Source organism: Salinisphaera japonica YTM-1 (assembly GCF_003788585.1).
Lineage (GTDB): Bacteria > Pseudomonadota > Gammaproteobacteria > Nevskiales > Salinisphaeraceae > Salinisphaera > Salinisphaera japonica.
Map to the genome: position 1 here is coordinate 1 of NZ_AYKG01000044.1, position 18,090 is coordinate 18,090.

The following is an 18,090-nucleotide window of genomic DNA, read 5'->3' on the forward strand; positions in this document are numbered from 1 at the left end:
TTGTTTGAGCATCGCCAAAGCGATGCGAGTTCTGGCCGTGTCCCAGGCAACCTGTGCGGCTGCGCGCACCCGCGTAGCGGGCGGATATGTAGGGGGTCTTTTGTTTTGGTGCCTTTTATTTGGACAAGCAAATAAAAGACACTCGCGCTGCAGCGCGAAATCGGGGCCCAAACCATTCTCGAAAGCGTTCCGACTCGCACGGTCAGCCCAAGCGACAGCATTCCAGATCAAAGAAATCCAGAGCTTGCCAAATACCGTAAGCTATTGACCTGTAAGCACTTTGAAAATCCAATGCCCGCCAACGCGAACCAACTTACAACAACACAATACGCCGAGCTGACTCTAGCCGGCGAGCGCCTGGTACTACGCGGCGATCACAGCGTGTTCTGGCCGAGCGAGGCCACGCTGTTTGTAGCCGATACGCATTTCGGCAAGTCAGGCGTGTTCCGGCGCCAGGGCTTGAACGTGCCCACGGGCACGACCGAGGCCGATCTGGCGCGCCTGGAAAACGCGTTGGCCGAGACGGGGGCCACGCGTCTGGTGGTGCTGGGGGATTTTGTCCACGCGCCGCCGGCGGCCGATGCCCCCTGGCTGGCGCGGTTTGCGGCCTGGCGGGCGCGCCACGCCGCGATCGAGATCATCGTCACGCGGGGCAATCACGATCGTGTGAAGCGCCTGCCGGTGGATGTGGATATTGATTGGCAGCCCGGCGCACGCTTGATGCAACCGTTTGTCTGCCAGCACGAGCCGGGGGCTGATGCGCGCGGGCCGGTGCTGGCCGGGCATGTTCATCCCGTCGTGCGCCTGGGCTCGGGGGCCGACGGTGCGCGCCTGCCGGTGTTCTGGCGCCACGGCGACGGGCTGATGCTGCCAGCGTTCTGTAGTTTCGCCGGCGGCGGGCGGGTCTCGCCCGCAGCCGGTGACCGGGTGTTCGTGGTTGCGGACGGCGAGGTCATCGAGGCCGGCCTCGGCGGTTGAAACGGATGCTCGCTGCGAAGGCCCGGCCTCGGTAGAATCAGGGCCATGTTGATCGCGATTATTGTCGGGGCGCTCATAGGCGCCTCTTTCATGGGGTTTTCGGGTGGCCTGCTGGGCGCCGTGGCCGGTTTCTGGGTGTTCCAGATGGTGGCCATGGGCACGCGCCGGGGCAAGTTGGGCGCTATCCAGAACCAGTTCCTGAGCTCGACGTTCGCCGTGATGGGCGCGCTGTGCAAGGCCGATGGCCAGGTCACCCGCGATGAGATCCGCGTGGCCGAGGAGCTGTTCACGCGTCTGCGCATGTCCGATGAGCAGAAGACCCAGGCACGCGAGGCGTTCAACCGCGGCAAGGCCGACGATTTCGATCTCGACGGCGAGGTGGCGGCGTTTCGCCAGACTGCCCGCGGCCAGCGGGCCCTGCACCAGATGTTTCTGCAGGTGCAGATCGCCGCGATTGCGGCCGATGGCAAGGTCAGCGATGCCGAACACAACATGCTCATGCGCGTGGCGCGTGGCCTGGGCCTGTCTGAAGGCGAGATCCGCCAGCTGGAGGCGATGCTGGGCATGCGCGGCGGGGCCGGCGGCGGCTTCGGCGGCCAGACCTCGGGCGATGGCATGGGCTCGAAGGCCGGCGTGTCCCAAGAGGAGCAGATCAGCCAGGCCTACGACGTGCTGGGCGTGGACTCGGACGCCACCGACGCGGACGTGAAAAAAGCCTATCGTCGTCAGATGAGTCAGAACCATCCGGACAAGCTGGCGGCCAAGGGCATGCCTGAAAGCATGCGCGAGATGGCCGAACAGAAGACACGCGAGATCGGCGCGGCCTACGAGCGTATCTGCGAGGCCCGCGGTATGAACTAGGGCCTGTTGCCGTTTCATACGAGCGCCGCGTTTGTCGAGAGTCCGCAGTGTGTCCTGCAAGGCGCGAGTCGCCGCGTCGTGGCGTGCCACGATCAAGACTCGCAACGTCGCAGGGCGCCCATCTTTAATTTTTATGGGCGGCCCAACCCTTCGGGACAAGCGCTGTTTTGCGGCAATACAGCGGTCTAGCCCACTAGCGCAGAATGACTGCGCGGCGCGGGCTACGCCTCGTCTTGCCGCAAAACAGCGCTTGGCGCGGGCTCGCATGAAACGGCAACAGGCCCTAGCCGGCTGCGGGCGGCGGCGCGCGCCTGGCATCGGCCAGCAAGCGTTCGATGAGCCAGTGCAGGGCGCGCCCGGTTTCGCGCTCGTGCCAGAGTAGATAGGTCGGCCGGGGCGGGCTTTGACGCGCGGTTCGGCGCGCGACGAGCCGGCCGGCGCCGAGTGCCTCGCTCACCCAGGCGCTCGGACAATAGCCCACGCCGAGACCGGCCTCGATGGCCTCGATCTTGGCGCGCATGGTGGACACGGTCAGCCGGGGCTGGCCGTCGAGCAGGTTGCCGCTGCGTTCGTTGAATCGCCGCGCGCTGTCGGCCACCACCAGCGCGCGATGCGCCAGCAGTTGATCGTCGCTTAAGGGCTGGCTCGCCGCGGCCAGTGCGTGATCGGGCGCACAGCAGAACACGAAATCCAGCGTATCGAAGGCCACGCGTCGAATGCCGCCATGGGCCGGGGGATCGGTCACCCCGACCGCCAGATCCACGCGGCCGTCGATCAATGCCTCCCAGCTGCCGGCCAGCACTTCTTCACAGGCCACCAAGTCGGTACGCGGATGCGCGACCTGAAAAGCAGCGACAAGCGGCCAGATCCGGCCGGGGGCCACGGTGGCATCGAAGGCCACACGCAACTCGGGCTCCCAGTCATCGCCCAGGCGTCGTGCGGCCACGCCCAATGCCCGGGTGGCGGTGAGAATACGCCGGCCCTCGTCGAGTACAAGCCGCCCCGCGGGCGTCAGCACGGCGCGATGGCCGCTGCGATCGAAAAGCGCGACACCCAGTTCCGATTCAAGCTGACTGATCGTGTAGGACACCGCCGAAGGCACCCGATAAAGTGCGGCCGCGGCGGCCGCAAAGCTGCCGTAACGATCAATGGCGTCGATGGTTTCCAGCGCGTCGAGACGGATGGGTCCGGTCATAGCGGGTGCGGGCGCACAAGTCGTTCAGTCAGATTGAATGACTATGCCAGAACGGCTCGCTATCGGTGGCGGGATGAACTCGCTACTGTCGCGAGATGAATTTCACCCACGCCGGCCCGGCGCCGGCGACAAGGAGCTGAACGCGATGAAAAAGATTCTGGTGCTCTATTACTCCATGTACGGGCATATCGAAACGCTGGCACAAAGCGTGGTCGACGGTGCCAACAGCGCCGACGGCGTTGAGGTCACGCTCAAGCACGTGCCTGAAACCATGACCGCCGAGGCGCTTGAAAACGCCGGGGCGAAAGGCATGACGGCCGGCGCCGAGGCCAAGCCCGATGAGCTGGCCGATTACGATGCCATCGTGTTCGGCACGCCCACGCGCTTTGGCAACATGGCCGGCCAGATGCGCACGTTTCTCGACCAGACCGGCGGGCTGTGGGCCAACGGCAAGCTGGTCAACAAGTTCGCCACGGTCTTCACATCGAGTGCGACCGGCGCGGGTAACGAAACCACCATCACCTCGTTCTGGAACACGCTGGCCCATCACGGCATGTTGATCGTGCCGCTCGACTATGCCGGGGCCAGCGAGTTGTTCGATATCTCTGAAGTCCGCGGTGGCTCGCCTTACGGTGCCGCGACCCTGGCCGGCGGCGACGGCTCGCGCCAGCCCACGGACAAGGAGCTGGCTATCGCACGCTATCAGGGTGAGAAGATCGCCCGCCTGACCGTGCGCATGGGAGACAGCTGATGTCTGACAAGACCGCCGATACCGCTCACACCATCCACGCCACGCTGGCCACGCGCTGGAGCCCGTACTGTTTTGCCCCCACGCCGGTCGCCGAGGCTGATCTGTCCAGTGTGTTCGAGGCCGCCCGCTGGGCGGCTTCGAGCTATAACGAGCAGCCCTGGCGCTTCATCGTGGGCCAGAAGGATGCCGGTGATGGTGTGTATCGACGTATTCTCGGCTGTCTGGCCGAGGCCAACCAGCACTGGGCGGCCAATGCGCCGGTGCTGATACTGGGCTTGACGTCGCTGCATTTCGATAGAAACGACACCCCCAACAAGGCCGCCCATCATGATCTGGGGCTGGCGGCGGCCAACATGACCGTGGAGGCCACGGTGCGCGGGCTGGCCTGTCATCAGATGATTGGTCTCGACCCGGACAAGGCGGCGGCGGAGTTCGAGGTGCCGGCCGGCGTTGAAGTGCTCACCGCGATCGCACTCGGCGTGGCCGATACCTCGGCGGTGGACGATGCTGATCTGGCCGCCCGTGATCAGGGCGAGCGGGCGCGTCGGCCGCTGTCTGATTTCGTCTTCGGCGCGCGCTACGGACAGTCGGCACGCTTTTAGCCATGCCCGATAAAGTTTTTCGCAGCCGATATAAAAAGGTTGCGAAAAACTTTTTGCGGGTCGCCGGGGCCAGCGTATCGTCCTGAAAAGAAAGCGCTTTCAGGCACGTTAACGCGTGCTTGAAGCGCCATTGGGCGACCGATCGGACGCCGAGCGCGCGCGGCGTGCCTCGGCCTTCGGTTTTTAGACACCCGTGTTATAAACACAGGCTGAATTCAAATTAACCAGCCCTGTGTATGAGTGATACTGAGCCAAGGAAGGCGGGAATCAACCCTCCCGTCTTCTTCCCATCCGTGATCGTGGTGTCACTGTTGGTGCTGTTTGCTGCGCTCGTGCCCGAACAGGCCAACGTGGTCTTTTCGGCGGTCCAATCCTGGCTGATCGATACCTTCGGTTGGTTCTATCTGGCCGCGGTCGGCATTTATCTGGTCTTTTGTATCGTGCTGGCCCTGTCGCGCTACGGCTCGTTCAAGCTCGGCCCGGATCATAGCGAGCCCGAGTTCTCGTATACGTCATGGTTCGCGATGCTGTTTTCCGCGGGCATGGGCATCGGTTTGATGTTCTATGGCGTGGCCGAGCCGGTGCTGCATTACGCCAACCCGCCACAGGGCGAGGGCAGCACGGCAGAAGCGGCCAAGGAAGCCATGCGCATCACCTTCTTCCACTGGGGGGTGCACGCCTGGGCGATCTACGCCGTGGTCGGTCTCGCGCTGGCTTACTTCCATTTCCGGCGTAACCTGCCGCTGCGTATCAGCTCGGCGCTGTATCCGTTCATCGGCAAGCGTATTTCCGGGCCCATCGGCAACATGGTCGATATTCTGGCGGTCTTCGGCACGCTGTTCGGTGTCGCCACATCGCTGGGGCTCGGTGCACAGCAGGTCGCCTCCGGTCTGGATTTCCTGTTCAACATCTCGGATGGCATTGGCACACAGATCATCCTGATCTGCATCATTACGGGCCTGGCGACCACCTCGGTGGTATTCGGTCTGGACGGTGGTATCCGGCGTGTCTCAGAGCTCAACCTGTATCTGGCCACCGCCCTTCTGGCCTTTGTGCTGGTGTTGGGTCCGACGCTGTATATCTTCCAGTCGTTCACCCAGAACGTCGGTAACTATGTGTCGTCGCTGGTGGACATGACGTTCAACTCGTATGTCTATACCGGCGGGGAAGAAACCCAGAGCTTCATGAGCGGCTGGACGCTGTTCTACTGGTCCTGGTGGATTTCCTGGTCGCCGTTCGTCGGCATGTTCGTCGCACGCGTCTCGCGTGGCCGTACGATCCGTGAATTCGTGACCGGCGTGCTGCTGGTTCCCGTGGGTGCGACCTTCCTGTGGATGAGTGCCTTCGGTGACAGTGCGCTGCACCTGATCATGGTCGACGGCGCCACCGATATGCTGGATGCGGTCAATGCCAACGTCTCGACCGCGCTGTTCGCCTTCTTCGAGCACTTCCCGCTGTCCTGGATCACCTCGATTCTGGGCACGATCCTGGTCGTGACCTTCTTTGTCACCTCCTCGGACTCGGGCTCGATGGTCATCGATATCCTGACCGCCAAGGACGGCGAGGAATCGCCGGTCTGGCAGCGTATCTTCTGGGCCACCTCGGAAGGCGTGGTGGCGATCGTGCTGCTGCTGGCCGGTGGTATCGGCGCGTTGCAGGCGGCATCACTGGCCTCGGCGCTGCCGTTCACGTTCATCATCCTGTTGATGGCCGCGGGGCTGTACAAATCGTTGTCGATCGAAGCCGTCAAGCAGGACTCGATGCGTCACATGATGAATACGCCCTCGAACGTGGCGACCTCGGCCAACGGCAACTGGGAGCGTCGTCTGGAATCCTTGATGTCCACGCCGCGTCAGGCGCAGGTCGAGAAATTCCTCAAGGAAACGGTCAAACCGGCGATGGAAGAGGTCGCGGCCAAGTTCGAGGAATCGAATCTGCCGGTCAGCGTCGAGCTCGGCGAAGATCGCTGTTATATCGACGTGGATCACGGCGCCGAAATCGATTTCGTTTACGGCGTGCGTGCCCGGCGCTTTGCCGCACCGTCGTTCGCGATGGGCGGCTTCCGTGGCAAGCGCGGCAAGAGCGAACAGAACCGCGATCGCTCGCATTATCGCGCCGAGGTCTATCTGCGCGAAGGCGGCCAGCAGTACAACGTGGTCGGCTACACCAAGTCGCAGCTCATCGGCGACATCCTGGATCAGTACGAAAAGCATCTGCACTTCTTGCACCTGATGCGCTGATCCGTATCGCGCATTTTGCGTGATGACAAGACACCCGGCGTCTGGCTCAGACGTCGGGTGTTTTTTATGGGCGATCGGTTATCCTTGGTTTCCGATTTGTCGTGTCGCGCAATGAGCGCCAACGTTCATGGAACGCAACCCATTGGCCATGTCGTCCGTGCCGCCCATGATCAAGTGGCTCTTGATTGCCAACGGTCTGGGCTTTCTGGCCAAGATCTATGCGCCGCAGGTCGTGATCCTGAACTTCGCGCTGTGGCCGCTGGGCGATTTCCCGGTTGCCCAGACGGATCTGACAGTCGGCTTTGCGCCCTGGCAGCTCGTCTCTTATGCCTTTCTGCATGCCAACATCGCGCATCTGTTCTTCAATATGTTCGGGCTTTGGATGTTCGGCCGCGTACTGGAGCAGGTCTGGGGCGGGTATCGGTTTCTGGCGTTCTATGCGGTCTGTATCACCGGCGCGGCGATCACCCAGCTGGCAGTGGTGTCGTTTTTCGATACCGGGCCGATCGCGCCGACCGTCGGGGCCTCGGGTGGTGTGTTCGGGGTGTTGTTGGCCTTTGGCATGATGTTTCCCGAGGCCCGGGTCATGCTTCTCATTCCGCCGATTCCCATGAAAGCCAAATTCTTCGTGGTGGGCTACGGTGCGCTGGAATTGTTTTTCGGCGTGACCGGCACGCAATCGGGCGTTGCCCATTTCGCGCATCTGGGCGGGATGGTGTTCGGGCTGGGGCTGCTGTTGTACTGGCGCAGTCAGGGCCGGCTGCGCAACTAGCGCGCCGTCGCCCCGCGTAGGGCGATATGGGCTCTGGATTCATTTGCTGCGCTGCGGCGTAGCCTTCGCGAGATGTCATGAACGATCATCTGCTGCATCGCCTGTTCGGCTTCATCTGTGCCTCGGCCGGATTGGTCATTGCCATCACCGGGGCCATGTTCTGGCTTCACCCGCCGGATTTCCCCATCGCAGCGTGGGGGCTGGTATCGCTGATCGTGGGCGGCCTGGCCGTGTTGGCAGCCGGTATCGGTGTGGTGTTCAAACAGGCCTGGGCCCGGCTCGTGATGGCCGGCTTGGCCGGCCTGGGCGTGCTGGCCGCGCTGGCGGGCGTCGGGCGAGCGCTGCTATCGGGGAATCTGGCCGCGAGTATCATCGTGCTTACGGCGGTCATGCCGATGGTGATGGTTGTCGCGGTGATGATCGAGCTGGGCCGCGGCCCGACCGCGGATCAATAAGGCCCCGACCGGCTCGCCGGGCCGGGGCGCGGCTTTATACGCTGACGTTGAGATTGACGTCGACGTTGCCACGGGTGGCGTTCGAGTAAGGGCAGACCTGATGGGCTTTTTCGACCAGGTCATCGGCTTCGTTCTTATCCAGGCCCGGCAGTTTCACGTTAAGCGTCACCTCGATCCCGAAAGCCTCGCCCATCGGGCCAATGCCGACTTCGCCCGTCACGGCATGATCGTCGGGTAGCTTGATCTTCTCGCGCCCGGCGACGACTTTCAGCGCGCCGATGAAGCAGGCCGAATAGCCCGCGGCGAACAGCTGTTCCGGATTGGTGCCGTCGCCGCCGGCGCCGCCCATCTCTTTGGGGGTGGACAGTTTCAGATCGAGCGTGTTGTCGGCGGTAGAGGCACGTCCGTCGCGACCACCGGTCGCGGTGGCTTCTGCGGTATAAAGGATCTTGTCGACTGCCATGGATGGCTCCTGGTGGAATGCGGTTAGGGGTAAAGCTGGCACGAAGAATGATTGTGCGCAATACGAAATGATCCGGAGACGGATCGGCTCTGTCTAATCAAAAGGTGTGATGCCATGAGGCTGCTTTCAAGTGTTTGTGTGTTACCTGCAGCCGCTTTGACGCTGGCGGCAGCACTTCTGGCCGGGTGTGCCTCCGGCCCGGTCTATCGCGCCGCGCCGGCGCCCGGCGACTACGGCTATCGTGATACCCAGCTCACCGCGCAGCAGTTCCGTGTCAGCTTTGCTGGCGATTCGGGCGTGGCTCGGGAGACGGTCGAGAATTTCGCGCTGTTCCGGGCTGCAGAAGTCGCCATCGCCCACGGTGCGCCGCGATTTCAGGTCACCTCGCGCGAAACGGCGCCGATCACGTCCCACAGCGATTACGGCCCGTCGGCCAATGTCGGCTATGGATGGGGTTTTCCTTATTGGGGCACCGGGGTCGGCTACAGCACGGGCGGTGCGTCGCGCACGCGCTATGAAACGAGTTTGCTGATTCGTATCGGCCCTGATGTGCCGGCCCAGGCCGCCGACGTGTTCGATGCCCGCGAGGTCAAGGCCAACCTCGCTGCTATGGTGGCAGCACGACAGACGTGATCAGACCGGCCGTGGCAGCCGGGCGTGCGCCTAACGTCGGATGCATTGCACACAACGCGTTGCGTATGCTTGATCACAAAGAACTTTCGACCAACGGATAACCTATGGCAGACAACAAGATCGAATCCGTATTGAAGGAACACCGGGTCTTCGAGCCGCCGCGACAATTCGTCGAGGACGCCGCGATCAAGCCCGCAGACGTCGAGGCGCTCTACAGCGCCGCCGAAGCGGATCACGAAGGCTTCTGGGCCGACCAGGCGCGCAAGCACCTGGACTGGCACCAGGATTTTTCCACCACGCTGGACGACACCAACGCGCCGTTCTTCAAGTGGTTCACCGACGGCAAGATCAACGTTTCCTACAACTGTTTGGATCGACACTTGTCTGCCAAGGCCGACAAGACCGCCATCATCTTCGAAGCCGATGATGGCAACGTCGAGCACATCAGTTACGCCGATCTGCATGCCCGCGTGTGTCGCTTTGCCAACGCGTTGAAGGCCCAGGGGCTGGCCAAGGGCGACCGGGCGGTCATCTACCTGCCCAACGTGCCCGAGGCCACGGTTGCCATGCTGGCCTGTGCGCGCATCGGCGCGATTCATTCGGTGGTTTTCGGCGGGTTTTCCGCGCCGTCGCTGCGTGACCGGATCGACGACGCCGAGGCCAAGATGCTCATCACCGCCGATGGCAACTATCGCGGTGGCAAGCTCATCCCGCTCAAGGAGGTCGCCGACAAGGCACTGTCCGAAGGCTGTGAATCGATCGAATCGGTGGTCGTGCTCAAGCGCTCGGGCGCCGATGTCGAGATGCGCGACGGGCGCGATATCTGGTGGCACGATGTCGTCGACGGCCAGCCGGCCGACTGCGAGCCGGAGTGGGTGGATGCCGAACATCCGCTGTTCATCCTTTATACCTCGGGTTCGACCGGCAAGCCCAAGGGCATCCAGCACGCCAGCGCCGGCTACCTGCTGGGCGCGGTGACGACCTGTCGCTGGGTCTTTGATCTGGGCGACGACGATGTCTTCTGGTGCACCGCCGACGTCGGCTGGATCACCGGGCACACCTACATCACCTACGGGCCCACGGCCTGTGGCGCGACCCAGGTCATGTTCGAGGGCGTGCCGACCTATCCCGAGCCGGATCGGTTCTGGAAGATGGTCGACACCCATCAAGTCACGATCTTCTATACCGCGCCGACCGCGATCCGGGCGCTGATGAAGCACGGCGACGAGTACCCGCAGCGCCACGCGCTGGACAGCCTGCGTGTGCTGGGTACGGTCGGTGAGCCGATCAACCCGGAAGCCTGGATGTGGTATCGCCAGGTCATCGGCAAGGAACGCTGCCCGATCGTGGATACCTGGTGGCAGACCGAGACCGGCGCCCACATGATCACGCCGATCGCCTCGTACACGCCCACCACGCCGGGGAGTGTCACCCATGCGCTGCCGGGCATCGAGGCCGATATTCTCGATGAATCCGGCGAGCGGGTCACCGATGCCGGCGCCGGTGGCGTGCTGGTGATCAAGAAACCCTGGCCCTACATGCTGCGCACGATCTGGGGTGACCCGGATCGCTACAAGGAAACCTATTTCGGCATGTACGATGCCCACACGTACGTGGCCGGCGATTCGGCCCAGCGTGACGAGAAAGGCTATTTCCGTATCCTGGGCCGCATCGACGATGTGGTGAACGTCTCCGGGCATCGTCTGGGGACCATGGAGGTCGAATCGGCCCTGGTGGCCCACGAAGCCGTGGCCGAGGCTGCTGTCGTATCGCGTCCGCATGACGTCAAGGGCGAGGCCATCGTGGCCTTCATCATCCTCAAGGACGGCGAGGGTGACGAGCAGTTGGCATCAGATTTGCGTAACTGGGTATCGGAACAGCTGGGCGCGATCGCCAAGCCGGAAGAGATCCGTTTTGCCGATGGCCTGCCCAAGACCCGTTCGGGCAAGATCATGCGCCGTCTGCTGCGTACGGTCGCCCGCGGCGACGAGGTGACACAGGACGTCTCGACGCTGGAAAACCCGCAGATCCTGGATCAGCTTCAGGCCAAAGGCACCTGATCTGATTCCATACCCGAGTTAGGGGGTGGCCGGCCCGGCCGTGACGAACGTCATGATCGGTGTCCGGCCTTTTTTATGTCTGGCGTTTACGCCATCGTGGCGATGTACCGGGTAACCTGCCGGTCGTCGATATTCAAGCAGGTATGCGTTCATGACCGAAGAAGTGATCATCGCCGGTGCATACCGCACCGCCATAGGGCGTTTGTCGGGCACGCTGGCCGGCATGAGCGGCGTGGACATGGGCTCGGCGTTGATTCGTCAGTCTTTGGCGCGCCTGGATCTGGCGCCTGATGCGGTGGACAGCGTGATCCTCGGCCAAGTGCTGACCGCTGGTGCCGGCCAGAACCCGGCCCGGCAATCCACGATCCGGGCCGGGCTGGCCCAGAGCGTGCCGGCGGTCACGGTCAATCAGGTCTGTGGCAGCGGGCTGGCCGCGATTATGATGGCCGCCCGTGAGGTCGCTCTTGGCGAGTCGCGACTCGTGATCGCTGGCGGACAGGAATCCATGAGCCAGGCCCCGCATCTGCTGCCCGGCTCGCGCAGCGGTCATCGCATGGGCGACTGGCCGTTGGTGGATGCCATGATCCAGGACGGGCTGTGGGATGCCTTCAACGATTACCACATGGGCCAGACGGCCGAGAACGTCGCCCGTAAATATCGGATCTCGCGGGCCGAACAGGATGCGTTCGCAGCCGGCTCGCAGCAGCGGGCCGAAGAGGCCGCCAAGCACGGGGTGTTTGAGTCCGAGATATTGTCGTTGTCCGTGCCCCAGAAACGCGGTGACGCCATCGGTTTTGCCCGCGATGAGAGCCCCCGGCCGGGCGTGAGTGCCGAGCGCCTGGCCGAGCTCGAGCCCGCCTTTACGCGTGACGGCACGGTCACGGCCGGTAATGCCTCGGGCCTGAACGACGGGGCCGCGGTGGTGGTGGTCACCACGCGGGCTGAGGCCGAGCGGCAGGGGCTGGTGCCGCTGGCCCGTATCGCTTCGTATGCCAGCGTCGGCGTGGATCCCGCGCTCATGGGCATCGGGCCGGTGCCGGCCAGCCAGGCCTGTCTGGCGCGGGCCGGCTGGCAGGTGGCTGATCTGGATCGGATCGAGCTCAACGAGGCGTTTGCCGCCCAGGCGATCGCGGTGAACCGCCAGATGGACTGGCCGGAGGATCGGCTCAACGTCAACGGCGGGGCGATCGCCCTGGGCCATCCGATCGGTGCCTCGGGTACACGTATCGTGGTCTCTCTGCTGCATGAGTTACGGCGTAGCGACATGACACGCGGGCTGGCTAGCCTTTGTGTTGGCGGTGGTCACGGCCTGGCGATGGCGTTCGAGCGCCTGTCTTAATCGGGGATGCGACGGGTGAGCGCGTCCGTGGCCGGCGGCCGGCCGAGCGCGGCCTGCAGGGCCTGCCAGGCCAGCACCAGCTGGTAGCGGGAACGGCGATAATCGCTTTCGCGCTCGGCGGCCCGCGTTTCGGCCTCCACGAGCTGTGAAATCGTCGCGCGTCCGGCGCTGCGCTGGGCGCTCAGCGTCTCGCGCTGGGCGATCGCGCTCTCGCGGCCCAGCCGGGCCACGGACAGCTGGGTCAGCGCGGTGCCGTAGTCGTCCCGGGCCCGACGCACGGCCAGGGTGATCTCGTTGATCGTGGCCTGGCGCGCGGCCATCAGGGCGGCCACTTCGGCCTCGGCCTCGCGCTTGCGGGCGATGAGCTGGCCACCGGCAAACGGGCGCCAGGTCAGCTCGGCCCCGATACGTGCGGCACTGTCGGGCAGAAACACGTTGCCCTGGTTGACGTTATAGCTGGCCACGGCATCGATGCTCGGCAACCGCTGTGCGGCCACGGCCTTGACCTGTAGACGCGCCGCGGCGATGCGATCACTGATGGCCGCCAGATCCGCGCGATGATCGTGGGCGGTGGCCACCAGCGTGGTCACATCGGCCAGGCGCTCGGGCGGCAGATGGGTGATCTCGCCGGGGATGACGGGTTGATCCCGGCCGACCGCCTGGCCCAGGGCGATACAGGCGGTCACGTAATCGGCGTTCGTGCGGTCCAGCTGGCCGGAGGCACGAGCGCGGGCATAGCGCACCTCGGCGACATCGCTTTTCAACGCCCGGCCCTGGGCGCGCAGCTGGGTGATCTGTTCGTACTGACGGTTCAAGCGTGTGAGCAACTGCCCACGCGCGCGCTGGGTCTGGCGCAGCGACAGCGCTTCGACATAAGCCTGTGCGGCGGCCAGGCGGGCCTGCACCACGGCCCGCTCGGCGACGTGCCCGGCGGCGGCCACCGTCGATGCCTGGGCGGGGGCGGCGTACACCTGGGTCGCGATATCCAGCAGTGGCTGGCGCAGCTCGATGGCGGCGTTGAGCTGATCGCGATCACCCAGCGGGATCGAGACATCCGGGACGGTCTGGCCGTCGGGCAGATCGGCCGCGGCGCCCAGGTCGTCGCCAAAGGTCTGGGTATCCAGACGCGCGACCTCGCTGTTGCGCTCGGCACTGGCCCGGGCCGACAGCGTGGGATAACGCCCGGCGCGCCGGATGCGATCGGCCGCGGCCCGGGCCGAGGCCTGTTGTTGCTGGCTGCGGGCCACGCCGGGAATACGCGCCGCACCGGCAAACGCCTCGGCCAGCGATATCGTGGGCGCATCGGCCAGTTCGTCGCTCGCCGGGCGCTCGGCCGCGCCGACACACGGAACGGCCATGAACAGCCCGGTGACGAGCACGGCCGCGCTCGCACCCGGCGGTGTTTTCCGCCCACGCGGGCGGCCCAGCAGCAGCCGACACATGGCCGGCAGCACCAGCAGGGTGAGCAGCGTGGCCGCGGCCAGCCCGGTGATGATCGGCCAGGCCATGGGCGGCCAGAGCGTGGCCTCTGACAGGGCCAGGGGCAGCAGCCCGGCGATGGTGGTGGCCGTGGTCAACAGGATCGGCCGGGTACGTCGGCGCACGGCATCGGCCACGGCGGTATCGATCGGTTGGCCTTCGGCCAGGCGCTGATCGACGACATCGATGAGCACGATGGCGTTATTCACCACGATACCCGTCAGCGCGATCATGCCCAGAAGCGGCATGAAGCCGAACGGAATCCCCAGCAGGAGCAGCCCCGGGATGACGCCCACGGCCGCAAACGGTGCAGTCATCAACACAAGCCCCACGCGACGAAACGAGTTGAACTGGATCAGCAGGAAAAACAGCAGCAGCCCGATGCCCAGCGGCGCGGCTGAAAACAGCGCGGTATTGGCCTTGCCCGATTCCTCGGCGTTGCCGCCGTAGGCAATGGTCGTGCCCGGGGGCAGGTCGGCGCCCGCGATGGCCCGCTGCAACGGCGCAAGAACCTGGCTATAGACCGCGTTCCCGGTCAGCTCGGTATACACATGGGCCACGGGGCGTTGGTCATAGTGGCGAATCGAGCCCGGGGCCAGGGCAAGATGTGGGGTGGCCACCTGCATCAGGGGCACGCTGGCGCCCCGATCGCCGTGCACGGTCGCGGTGGCCAGGGCCACGGGGTCGAAAGCCATGCCTTCGGGGCTGACGATACGGATCGGCATCGGATCCACATCGCCGCGGTACTGACCCACGATACGCCCGGTGCTGCGCCCGGCCAGCGTCTGGCTGATATCCACCGGGGCCACGCCAAACGCCTGGGCGATGCCGCGCTGTACGTCATAGCGCAGGCTGGGAATACCGATGCCCAAGTCGTTTCGTACATCGCGCGTGCCGGCGATCTGCTGGGTCAGGGCGGTGACGCGCTGGGTGGCCGTGGCCAGGCGATCGGCATCGTCGTTGAATACGCGCACGGCGATCGGGGCCGGCACCACCGGGCCCTGGCCCAGCGTTCGGGCGATGAGATCGCCGTCGGCCAGATGCTGGCGATGATAATCGGCCACCGCGTCGATGATCGCGGCGTTGTCGGCGATATCGCGCGTCTTGACGACCAGACGCGCCAGATGCGGCGCGGCCGGCGCCCGGCGCAGGTTATAGAAGAACGTCGGCCCGCCGTTGCCGATGAAGGTTTCGATGGCGCGTACGTCGGCCCGTGGGCGCAGCGCGGCGGCCAGTGCGGTGGCCGCGTTTTCGGTACGGGCCAGGGCCGTGCCCTCGGGCAGTGATAGATCCACCACCACGACATCGCGATCGGCCGGCGGGAAGAATTGTTGATCCAGCAGGGGCAGGGTGGCCATCGCCGCGACGAATACCGCGCCGCCGCCGAGAACCCAGAGAACCGGGCGCCGCCCGGTCAGGCGGGCCAGCCGCACGCCCAGGCGATCCAGCACGCCGGTGCCCGCGCCGCGCGCCGGGCGCAGCAGCCCGCGTGAAAGCAGCGGCGTAACGGTGATGGCAAACAGATAGCTCACTGACAGCGCGGTCATGATCGTGATCGGCAGCGCGCGCGTGAAATCGGCCGTATTGCCCTGGGCGAGCAGCATGGGCACGAACGCGGCCAGCGTGGTGCCCGTGGCCGCGAACAACGGGCCGGCCAGGCTGGCGATCGCCCCGGCGGCCGCCGCGCCTGGCGCCTGGCCCTCGTTGAGCCGGGCCTGGACTTCCTCGCTCATGACGATGGCGTTATCCACCAGAATACCGAGTGCGACCACCAGCCCGATGATGGCCACCTGCTGCAGGATGCCCCCGCCCAGCGCATAGAGCGCGATCGTGGTCAGCGTGACCAGCGGTAGTAATACCGCCACCACAACGCCCAGGCGCAGGCCCATGAACACGAACAGCACGAGCAGGATGATCGCGATCGAGGCCAGCAGATTGATCGACAACGAGGTCAGACGGGCTTCGGTCTGGGCCGGCTGATAGAACATGATCGAGGGCCTGGCCGGGGCAAGCTCGGGGGCAAAATCCGTCACTGCCTGTTTCAGACGCGCGCCCAGCTCGACCGTGTTGCGCCCGCGCGCCGCGACGATCTCCAGTGCCACCGCGGGCTCGCCGTCGGTCAGCACGCGAGCAGCCGGCGGCGTGGTGTCGGCGGTATACACATGGGCGAGCGCGCCCAGCGGCAGCGTATCGCCGCCGGGCAGGCCGATCGCGGTCGCGCGGATGGCCGTCAGCGAGCCATAGTCGCTGTCCACGCTCAAGTTCACGCTGCGATCGTCCAGAGTGAGCTGGCCGGAATCCAGCGTCTGGTTGCTGTTGGAGATATCGCGGGCCACCGTATCCGGCGACAGGCCGTAGCGGCTCATTACCGCATCATCCAGGGCCACGGTGATCTGGCGCCCCGGGTCACCGAACAGCCTGATATCGGAAATCCCGCCCACGCCTTGCAGATGCCGGCGCAGCCGCTTGGCCGCATGGGCCAGATCGCGCGTGTTGCCCGGCCCGGTCAGCGCCACGACCATCAGGCTGGCATCGATGATGCGATCATCCAGCTCGGCCTGGCCCACGCCCTGTGGATAGTCGCGGGCCGCGATCTCCATCGCCCGGCGCACCCGATCCCAGGCCGAATCGGTGTCATAGACCGAGTCGCCCAGTTGTACGGTGAAGATCCCCACGCCCTGTCGCAGCGTGGTTTCGATATGCTGAACCTCGGACACCCCGGCAATCTCGCGCTCGAGCGGGCGGGCCACCAAGCGCTCGATACGTCCCGGCGCGGCCCCGGGAAAGGCGACCGTGATGATGCCGACGCGGTAGGGAAACGACGGGTTCTCTTGCCGGTTCATCTGTATATAGGCCGCGATGCCGGCCAGGGCAAAAACCGTGACGAGAGCAGCGATCAGCCGGCTCTGGCCGAGGATATGTCGGCTCCAGTCAGTCATCGTCAGGCCCGAGGCGGCGTATCGTTTGCCCGTCGGTCAGGTGCGACAGCCCGGCGACGGCCACGGCATCGCCGGCGGCCAGATCGCCGCGCACGCGGACCCGTTCGTCGACCAGCGCACCGGCGGTGACCGGCACGCGACGGGCGGTGTCGCCGTCGACGACATAGACCACGGCCGTCTGTGCCCGGCCGATACGGGCCAGGGCAGCGATCGGCACCAGCAGATCATTCTGCGGCCGGGCCCGAACGTGCCAGACCACGCTCTCGCCGGGGCCCACCTCGCCCGTGTCGTCGATATGGATCACGGCCTGGAACAGCTGGCCCGGCCCGCCGGTGGCACGCGCCAGGCGGATCAGGCGCCCGGTGAGCGTACCGCCGCTGCCCAGCGGCAGGCTCAAGCGCACGCTTTGGCCGGTGGCCAGTCCGGGCACCAGCTGCTCGGGCACGCCAAAGCGGGCCTCCAGCCCGCCGGCGCCGGATAGCGCCATCACGGGCTGGCCGGCCGGTATGAATTCGCCGGGCTGGAAATAGACATCGGTCACGCTGCCGGCGATCGGCGCGGTCAGGCGTTGTTGATCGGCCGATCGCGTGGCCCGGCTGGCCTCGGCACGGGCCTGTGCCAGCTGGGCGGCCAGGCTATCGCGCTGGGTGCGGGCATCGTCGAGCTGTTGCTGGGTGGCCGCATCCTGCTCGACCAGACGGGCGGTGCGCGCCGTACTGTCGCGGGCATTGGCCAGCTGGGTTTCCAGGCGCTGCACCGAGGCCCTGGCGGCATCGCGGGCCGGGTCGAGTTGGGGCGTGTCCAGCCGGGCCAGCAGATCACCGCGCTCGACGGCGTCGCCGACATCGGCGTTTCGCTCGGCCAGGCGGCCACTGACCTGAAACGACAGATCGGCGCGTTTGGCAGCTCGGCTTACCCCGGTCAGGCGATAGGTCTGGGCCGAATCCGCGCGCGTGACGCGGGCCGTGCGTACGAGCACGTCGTTTTCGGGCTGTGACGTCGGGGCATCGGAACCACAACCGGTCAGCGCGACAAGTGCCACGACGAGCGGGCCGAGCCAACGAATATGTCGCAAGCGATGCGCCCCCGGCGATAGAAATCGTGTCGTTATCATCGCTCGATGGTTTTATACCCCAAGACGCACGCTATGAAGCCAAGTTGACGTTGTCAACACATGCCAGGGCCTTTTGCCGTTTCAGACGAGCGCCGCGTTGGCGTCCGCAAATCATGTCCTGCAGGGCGCGATTTGCGGCCCAACCCTCCGGGACAAGCGCTGTTTTGCGGCAATACAGCGTTCTAGCCCACTGGCGCAGAATGACTGCG

14 protein-coding genes are annotated in these 18,090 nt (G+C 65.3%); 10 read left to right on the forward strand and 4 right to left on the reverse strand.

Translation table 11 applies throughout. The features are described from left to right. Positions 1-291 precede the first annotated feature (291 nt). Both pdeM and djlA read left to right on the forward strand, forming a co-directional pair. Positions 292-978: a ligase-associated DNA damage response endonuclease PdeM gene (gene pdeM, locus SAJA_RS12070; protein WP_123658931.1), complete on the forward strand. Its 687-nt coding sequence runs from the start codon at positions 292-294 to the stop codon at positions 976-978. A 45-nt stretch (positions 979-1,023) separates the two neighbouring features. Beyond that, the gene (djlA, locus tag SAJA_RS12075; protein WP_123658932.1) at positions 1,024-1,839 is read left to right on the forward strand and encodes a co-chaperone DjlA; all 816 of its coding nucleotides are present in this window, start codon (positions 1,024-1,026) and stop codon (positions 1,837-1,839) included. Positions 1,840-2,122: 283 nt separating this feature from the next. On the opposite strand, the gene SAJA_RS12080 is transcribed toward djlA, so the two are convergent. Next, positions 2,123-3,034 carry a LysR substrate-binding domain-containing protein gene (locus SAJA_RS12080; RefSeq protein ID WP_123658933.1) on the reverse strand — a complete coding sequence of 304 codons (912 nt, stop codon included), beginning with the start codon at positions 3,032-3,034 and terminating at the stop codon, positions 2,123-2,125. 145 nt (positions 3,035-3,179) lie between these two features. On the opposite strand from SAJA_RS12080, the gene wrbA reads away from it, so the two are divergent. From wrbA to SAJA_RS12105, 5 genes are all read left to right on the forward strand, one after another. Beyond that, the gene (gene wrbA, locus SAJA_RS12085) at positions 3,180-3,785 is read left to right on the forward strand and encodes an NAD(P)H:quinone oxidoreductase (RefSeq protein WP_123658934.1); all 606 of its coding nucleotides are present in this window, start codon (positions 3,180-3,182) and stop codon (positions 3,783-3,785) included. Continuing rightward, on the forward strand, positions 3,785-4,387 hold the full coding sequence (locus SAJA_RS12090; RefSeq protein WP_123658935.1) for a nitroreductase family protein: 603 nt from the start codon (positions 3,785-3,787) through the stop codon (positions 4,385-4,387). The genes wrbA and SAJA_RS12090 overlap by 1 nt, the downstream gene beginning before the upstream one ends. A 236-nt stretch (positions 4,388-4,623) precedes the next feature. After that, entirely contained in the window at positions 4,624-6,627 is a 2,004-nt protein-coding gene (locus tag SAJA_RS12095) for a BCCT family transporter (protein ID WP_123658936.1), read from the forward strand. Between the two features lie 127 nt (positions 6,628-6,754). Then, on the forward strand, positions 6,755-7,399 hold the full coding sequence (locus SAJA_RS12100) for a rhomboid family intramembrane serine protease (RefSeq protein ID WP_123658937.1): 645 nt from the start codon (positions 6,755-6,757) through the stop codon (positions 7,397-7,399). Between the two features lie 77 nt (positions 7,400-7,476). After that, positions 7,477-7,854 carry a hypothetical protein gene (locus SAJA_RS12105; RefSeq protein WP_123658938.1) on the forward strand — a complete coding sequence of 126 codons (378 nt, stop codon included), beginning with the start codon at positions 7,477-7,479 and terminating at the stop codon, positions 7,852-7,854. 34 nt (positions 7,855-7,888) lie between these two features. On the opposite strand, the gene SAJA_RS12110 is transcribed toward SAJA_RS12105, so the two are convergent. After that, positions 7,889-8,317 (reverse strand): organic hydroperoxide resistance protein, encoded by a 429-nt coding sequence (locus tag SAJA_RS12110; RefSeq protein ID WP_123658939.1) that lies wholly within the window; start codon positions 8,315-8,317, stop codon positions 7,889-7,891. Positions 8,318-8,431: 114 nt separating this feature from the next. Here SAJA_RS12110 and SAJA_RS12115 point away from each other — a divergent pair, with 114 nt between their 5' ends. The 3 genes from SAJA_RS12115 (at position 8,432) to SAJA_RS12125 (ending at position 12,349) form a co-directional block, all read left to right on the forward strand. Beyond that, positions 8,432-8,950 carry a CC0125/CC1285 family lipoprotein gene (locus tag SAJA_RS12115; protein WP_123658940.1) on the forward strand — a complete coding sequence of 173 codons (519 nt, stop codon included), beginning with the start codon at positions 8,432-8,434 and terminating at the stop codon, positions 8,948-8,950. A gap of 104 nt (positions 8,951-9,054) precedes the next feature. Then, a complete protein-coding gene (acs, locus tag SAJA_RS12120) occupies positions 9,055-11,010 on the forward strand; it encodes an acetate--CoA ligase (protein WP_123658941.1) in 1,956 nt (651 codons plus the stop codon). 151 nt (positions 11,011-11,161) lie between these two features. Beyond that, on the forward strand, positions 11,162-12,349 hold the full coding sequence (locus tag SAJA_RS12125; protein ID WP_123658942.1) for an acetyl-CoA C-acetyltransferase: 1,188 nt from the start codon (positions 11,162-11,164) through the stop codon (positions 12,347-12,349). On the opposite strand, the gene SAJA_RS12130 is transcribed toward SAJA_RS12125, so the two are convergent. Next, a complete protein-coding gene (locus SAJA_RS12130; RefSeq protein WP_123658943.1) occupies positions 12,346-16,767 on the reverse strand; it encodes an efflux RND transporter permease subunit in 4,422 nt (1,473 codons plus the stop codon). The genes SAJA_RS12125 and SAJA_RS12130 overlap by 4 nt on opposite strands. Continuing rightward, a complete protein-coding gene (locus SAJA_RS12135; protein WP_221180226.1) occupies positions 16,760-17,842 on the reverse strand; it encodes an efflux RND transporter periplasmic adaptor subunit in 1,083 nt (360 codons plus the stop codon). Before SAJA_RS12135 ends, SAJA_RS12130 begins: the two co-directional genes overlap by 8 nt. Between the last annotated feature and the right edge of the window lie 248 nt (positions 17,843-18,090).

Bases quoted from the DNA above. Each gene is read 5' to 3' on its own strand.
- SAJA_RS12080 (WP_123658933.1), bottom strand. From the start codon at position 3,034: ATGACCGGACCCATCCGTCTCGACGCGCTGGAAACCATCGACGCCATT.
- SAJA_RS12095 (WP_123658936.1), top strand. From the start codon at position 4,624: ATGAGTGATACTGAGCCAAGGAAGGCGGGAATCAACCCTCCCGTCTTC.
- wrbA (WP_123658934.1), top strand. From the start codon at position 3,180: ATGAAAAAGATTCTGGTGCTCTATTACTCCATGTACGGGCATATCGAA.
- acs (WP_123658941.1), top strand. From the start codon at position 9,055: ATGGCAGACAACAAGATCGAATCCGTATTGAAGGAACACCGGGTCTTC.
- SAJA_RS12090 (WP_123658935.1), top strand. From the start codon at position 3,785: ATGTCTGACAAGACCGCCGATACCGCTCACACCATCCACGCCACGCTG.
- SAJA_RS12100 (WP_123658937.1), top strand. From the start codon at position 6,755: ATGGAACGCAACCCATTGGCCATGTCGTCCGTGCCGCCCATGATCAAG.
- SAJA_RS12110 (WP_123658939.1), bottom strand. From the start codon at position 8,317: ATGGCAGTCGACAAGATCCTTTATACCGCAGAAGCCACCGCGACCGGT.
- SAJA_RS12115 (WP_123658940.1), top strand. From the start codon at position 8,432: ATGAGGCTGCTTTCAAGTGTTTGTGTGTTACCTGCAGCCGCTTTGACG.
- djlA (WP_123658932.1), top strand. From the start codon at position 1,024: ATGTTGATCGCGATTATTGTCGGGGCGCTCATAGGCGCCTCTTTCATG.
- pdeM (WP_123658931.1), top strand. From the start codon at position 292: ATGCCCGCCAACGCGAACCAACTTACAACAACACAATACGCCGAGCTG.
- SAJA_RS12130 (WP_123658943.1), bottom strand. From the start codon at position 16,767: ATGACTGACTGGAGCCGACATATCCTCGGCCAGAGCCGGCTGATCGCT.
- SAJA_RS12125 (WP_123658942.1), top strand. From the start codon at position 11,162: ATGACCGAAGAAGTGATCATCGCCGGTGCATACCGCACCGCCATAGGG.
- SAJA_RS12105 (WP_123658938.1), top strand. From the start codon at position 7,477: ATGAACGATCATCTGCTGCATCGCCTGTTCGGCTTCATCTGTGCCTCG.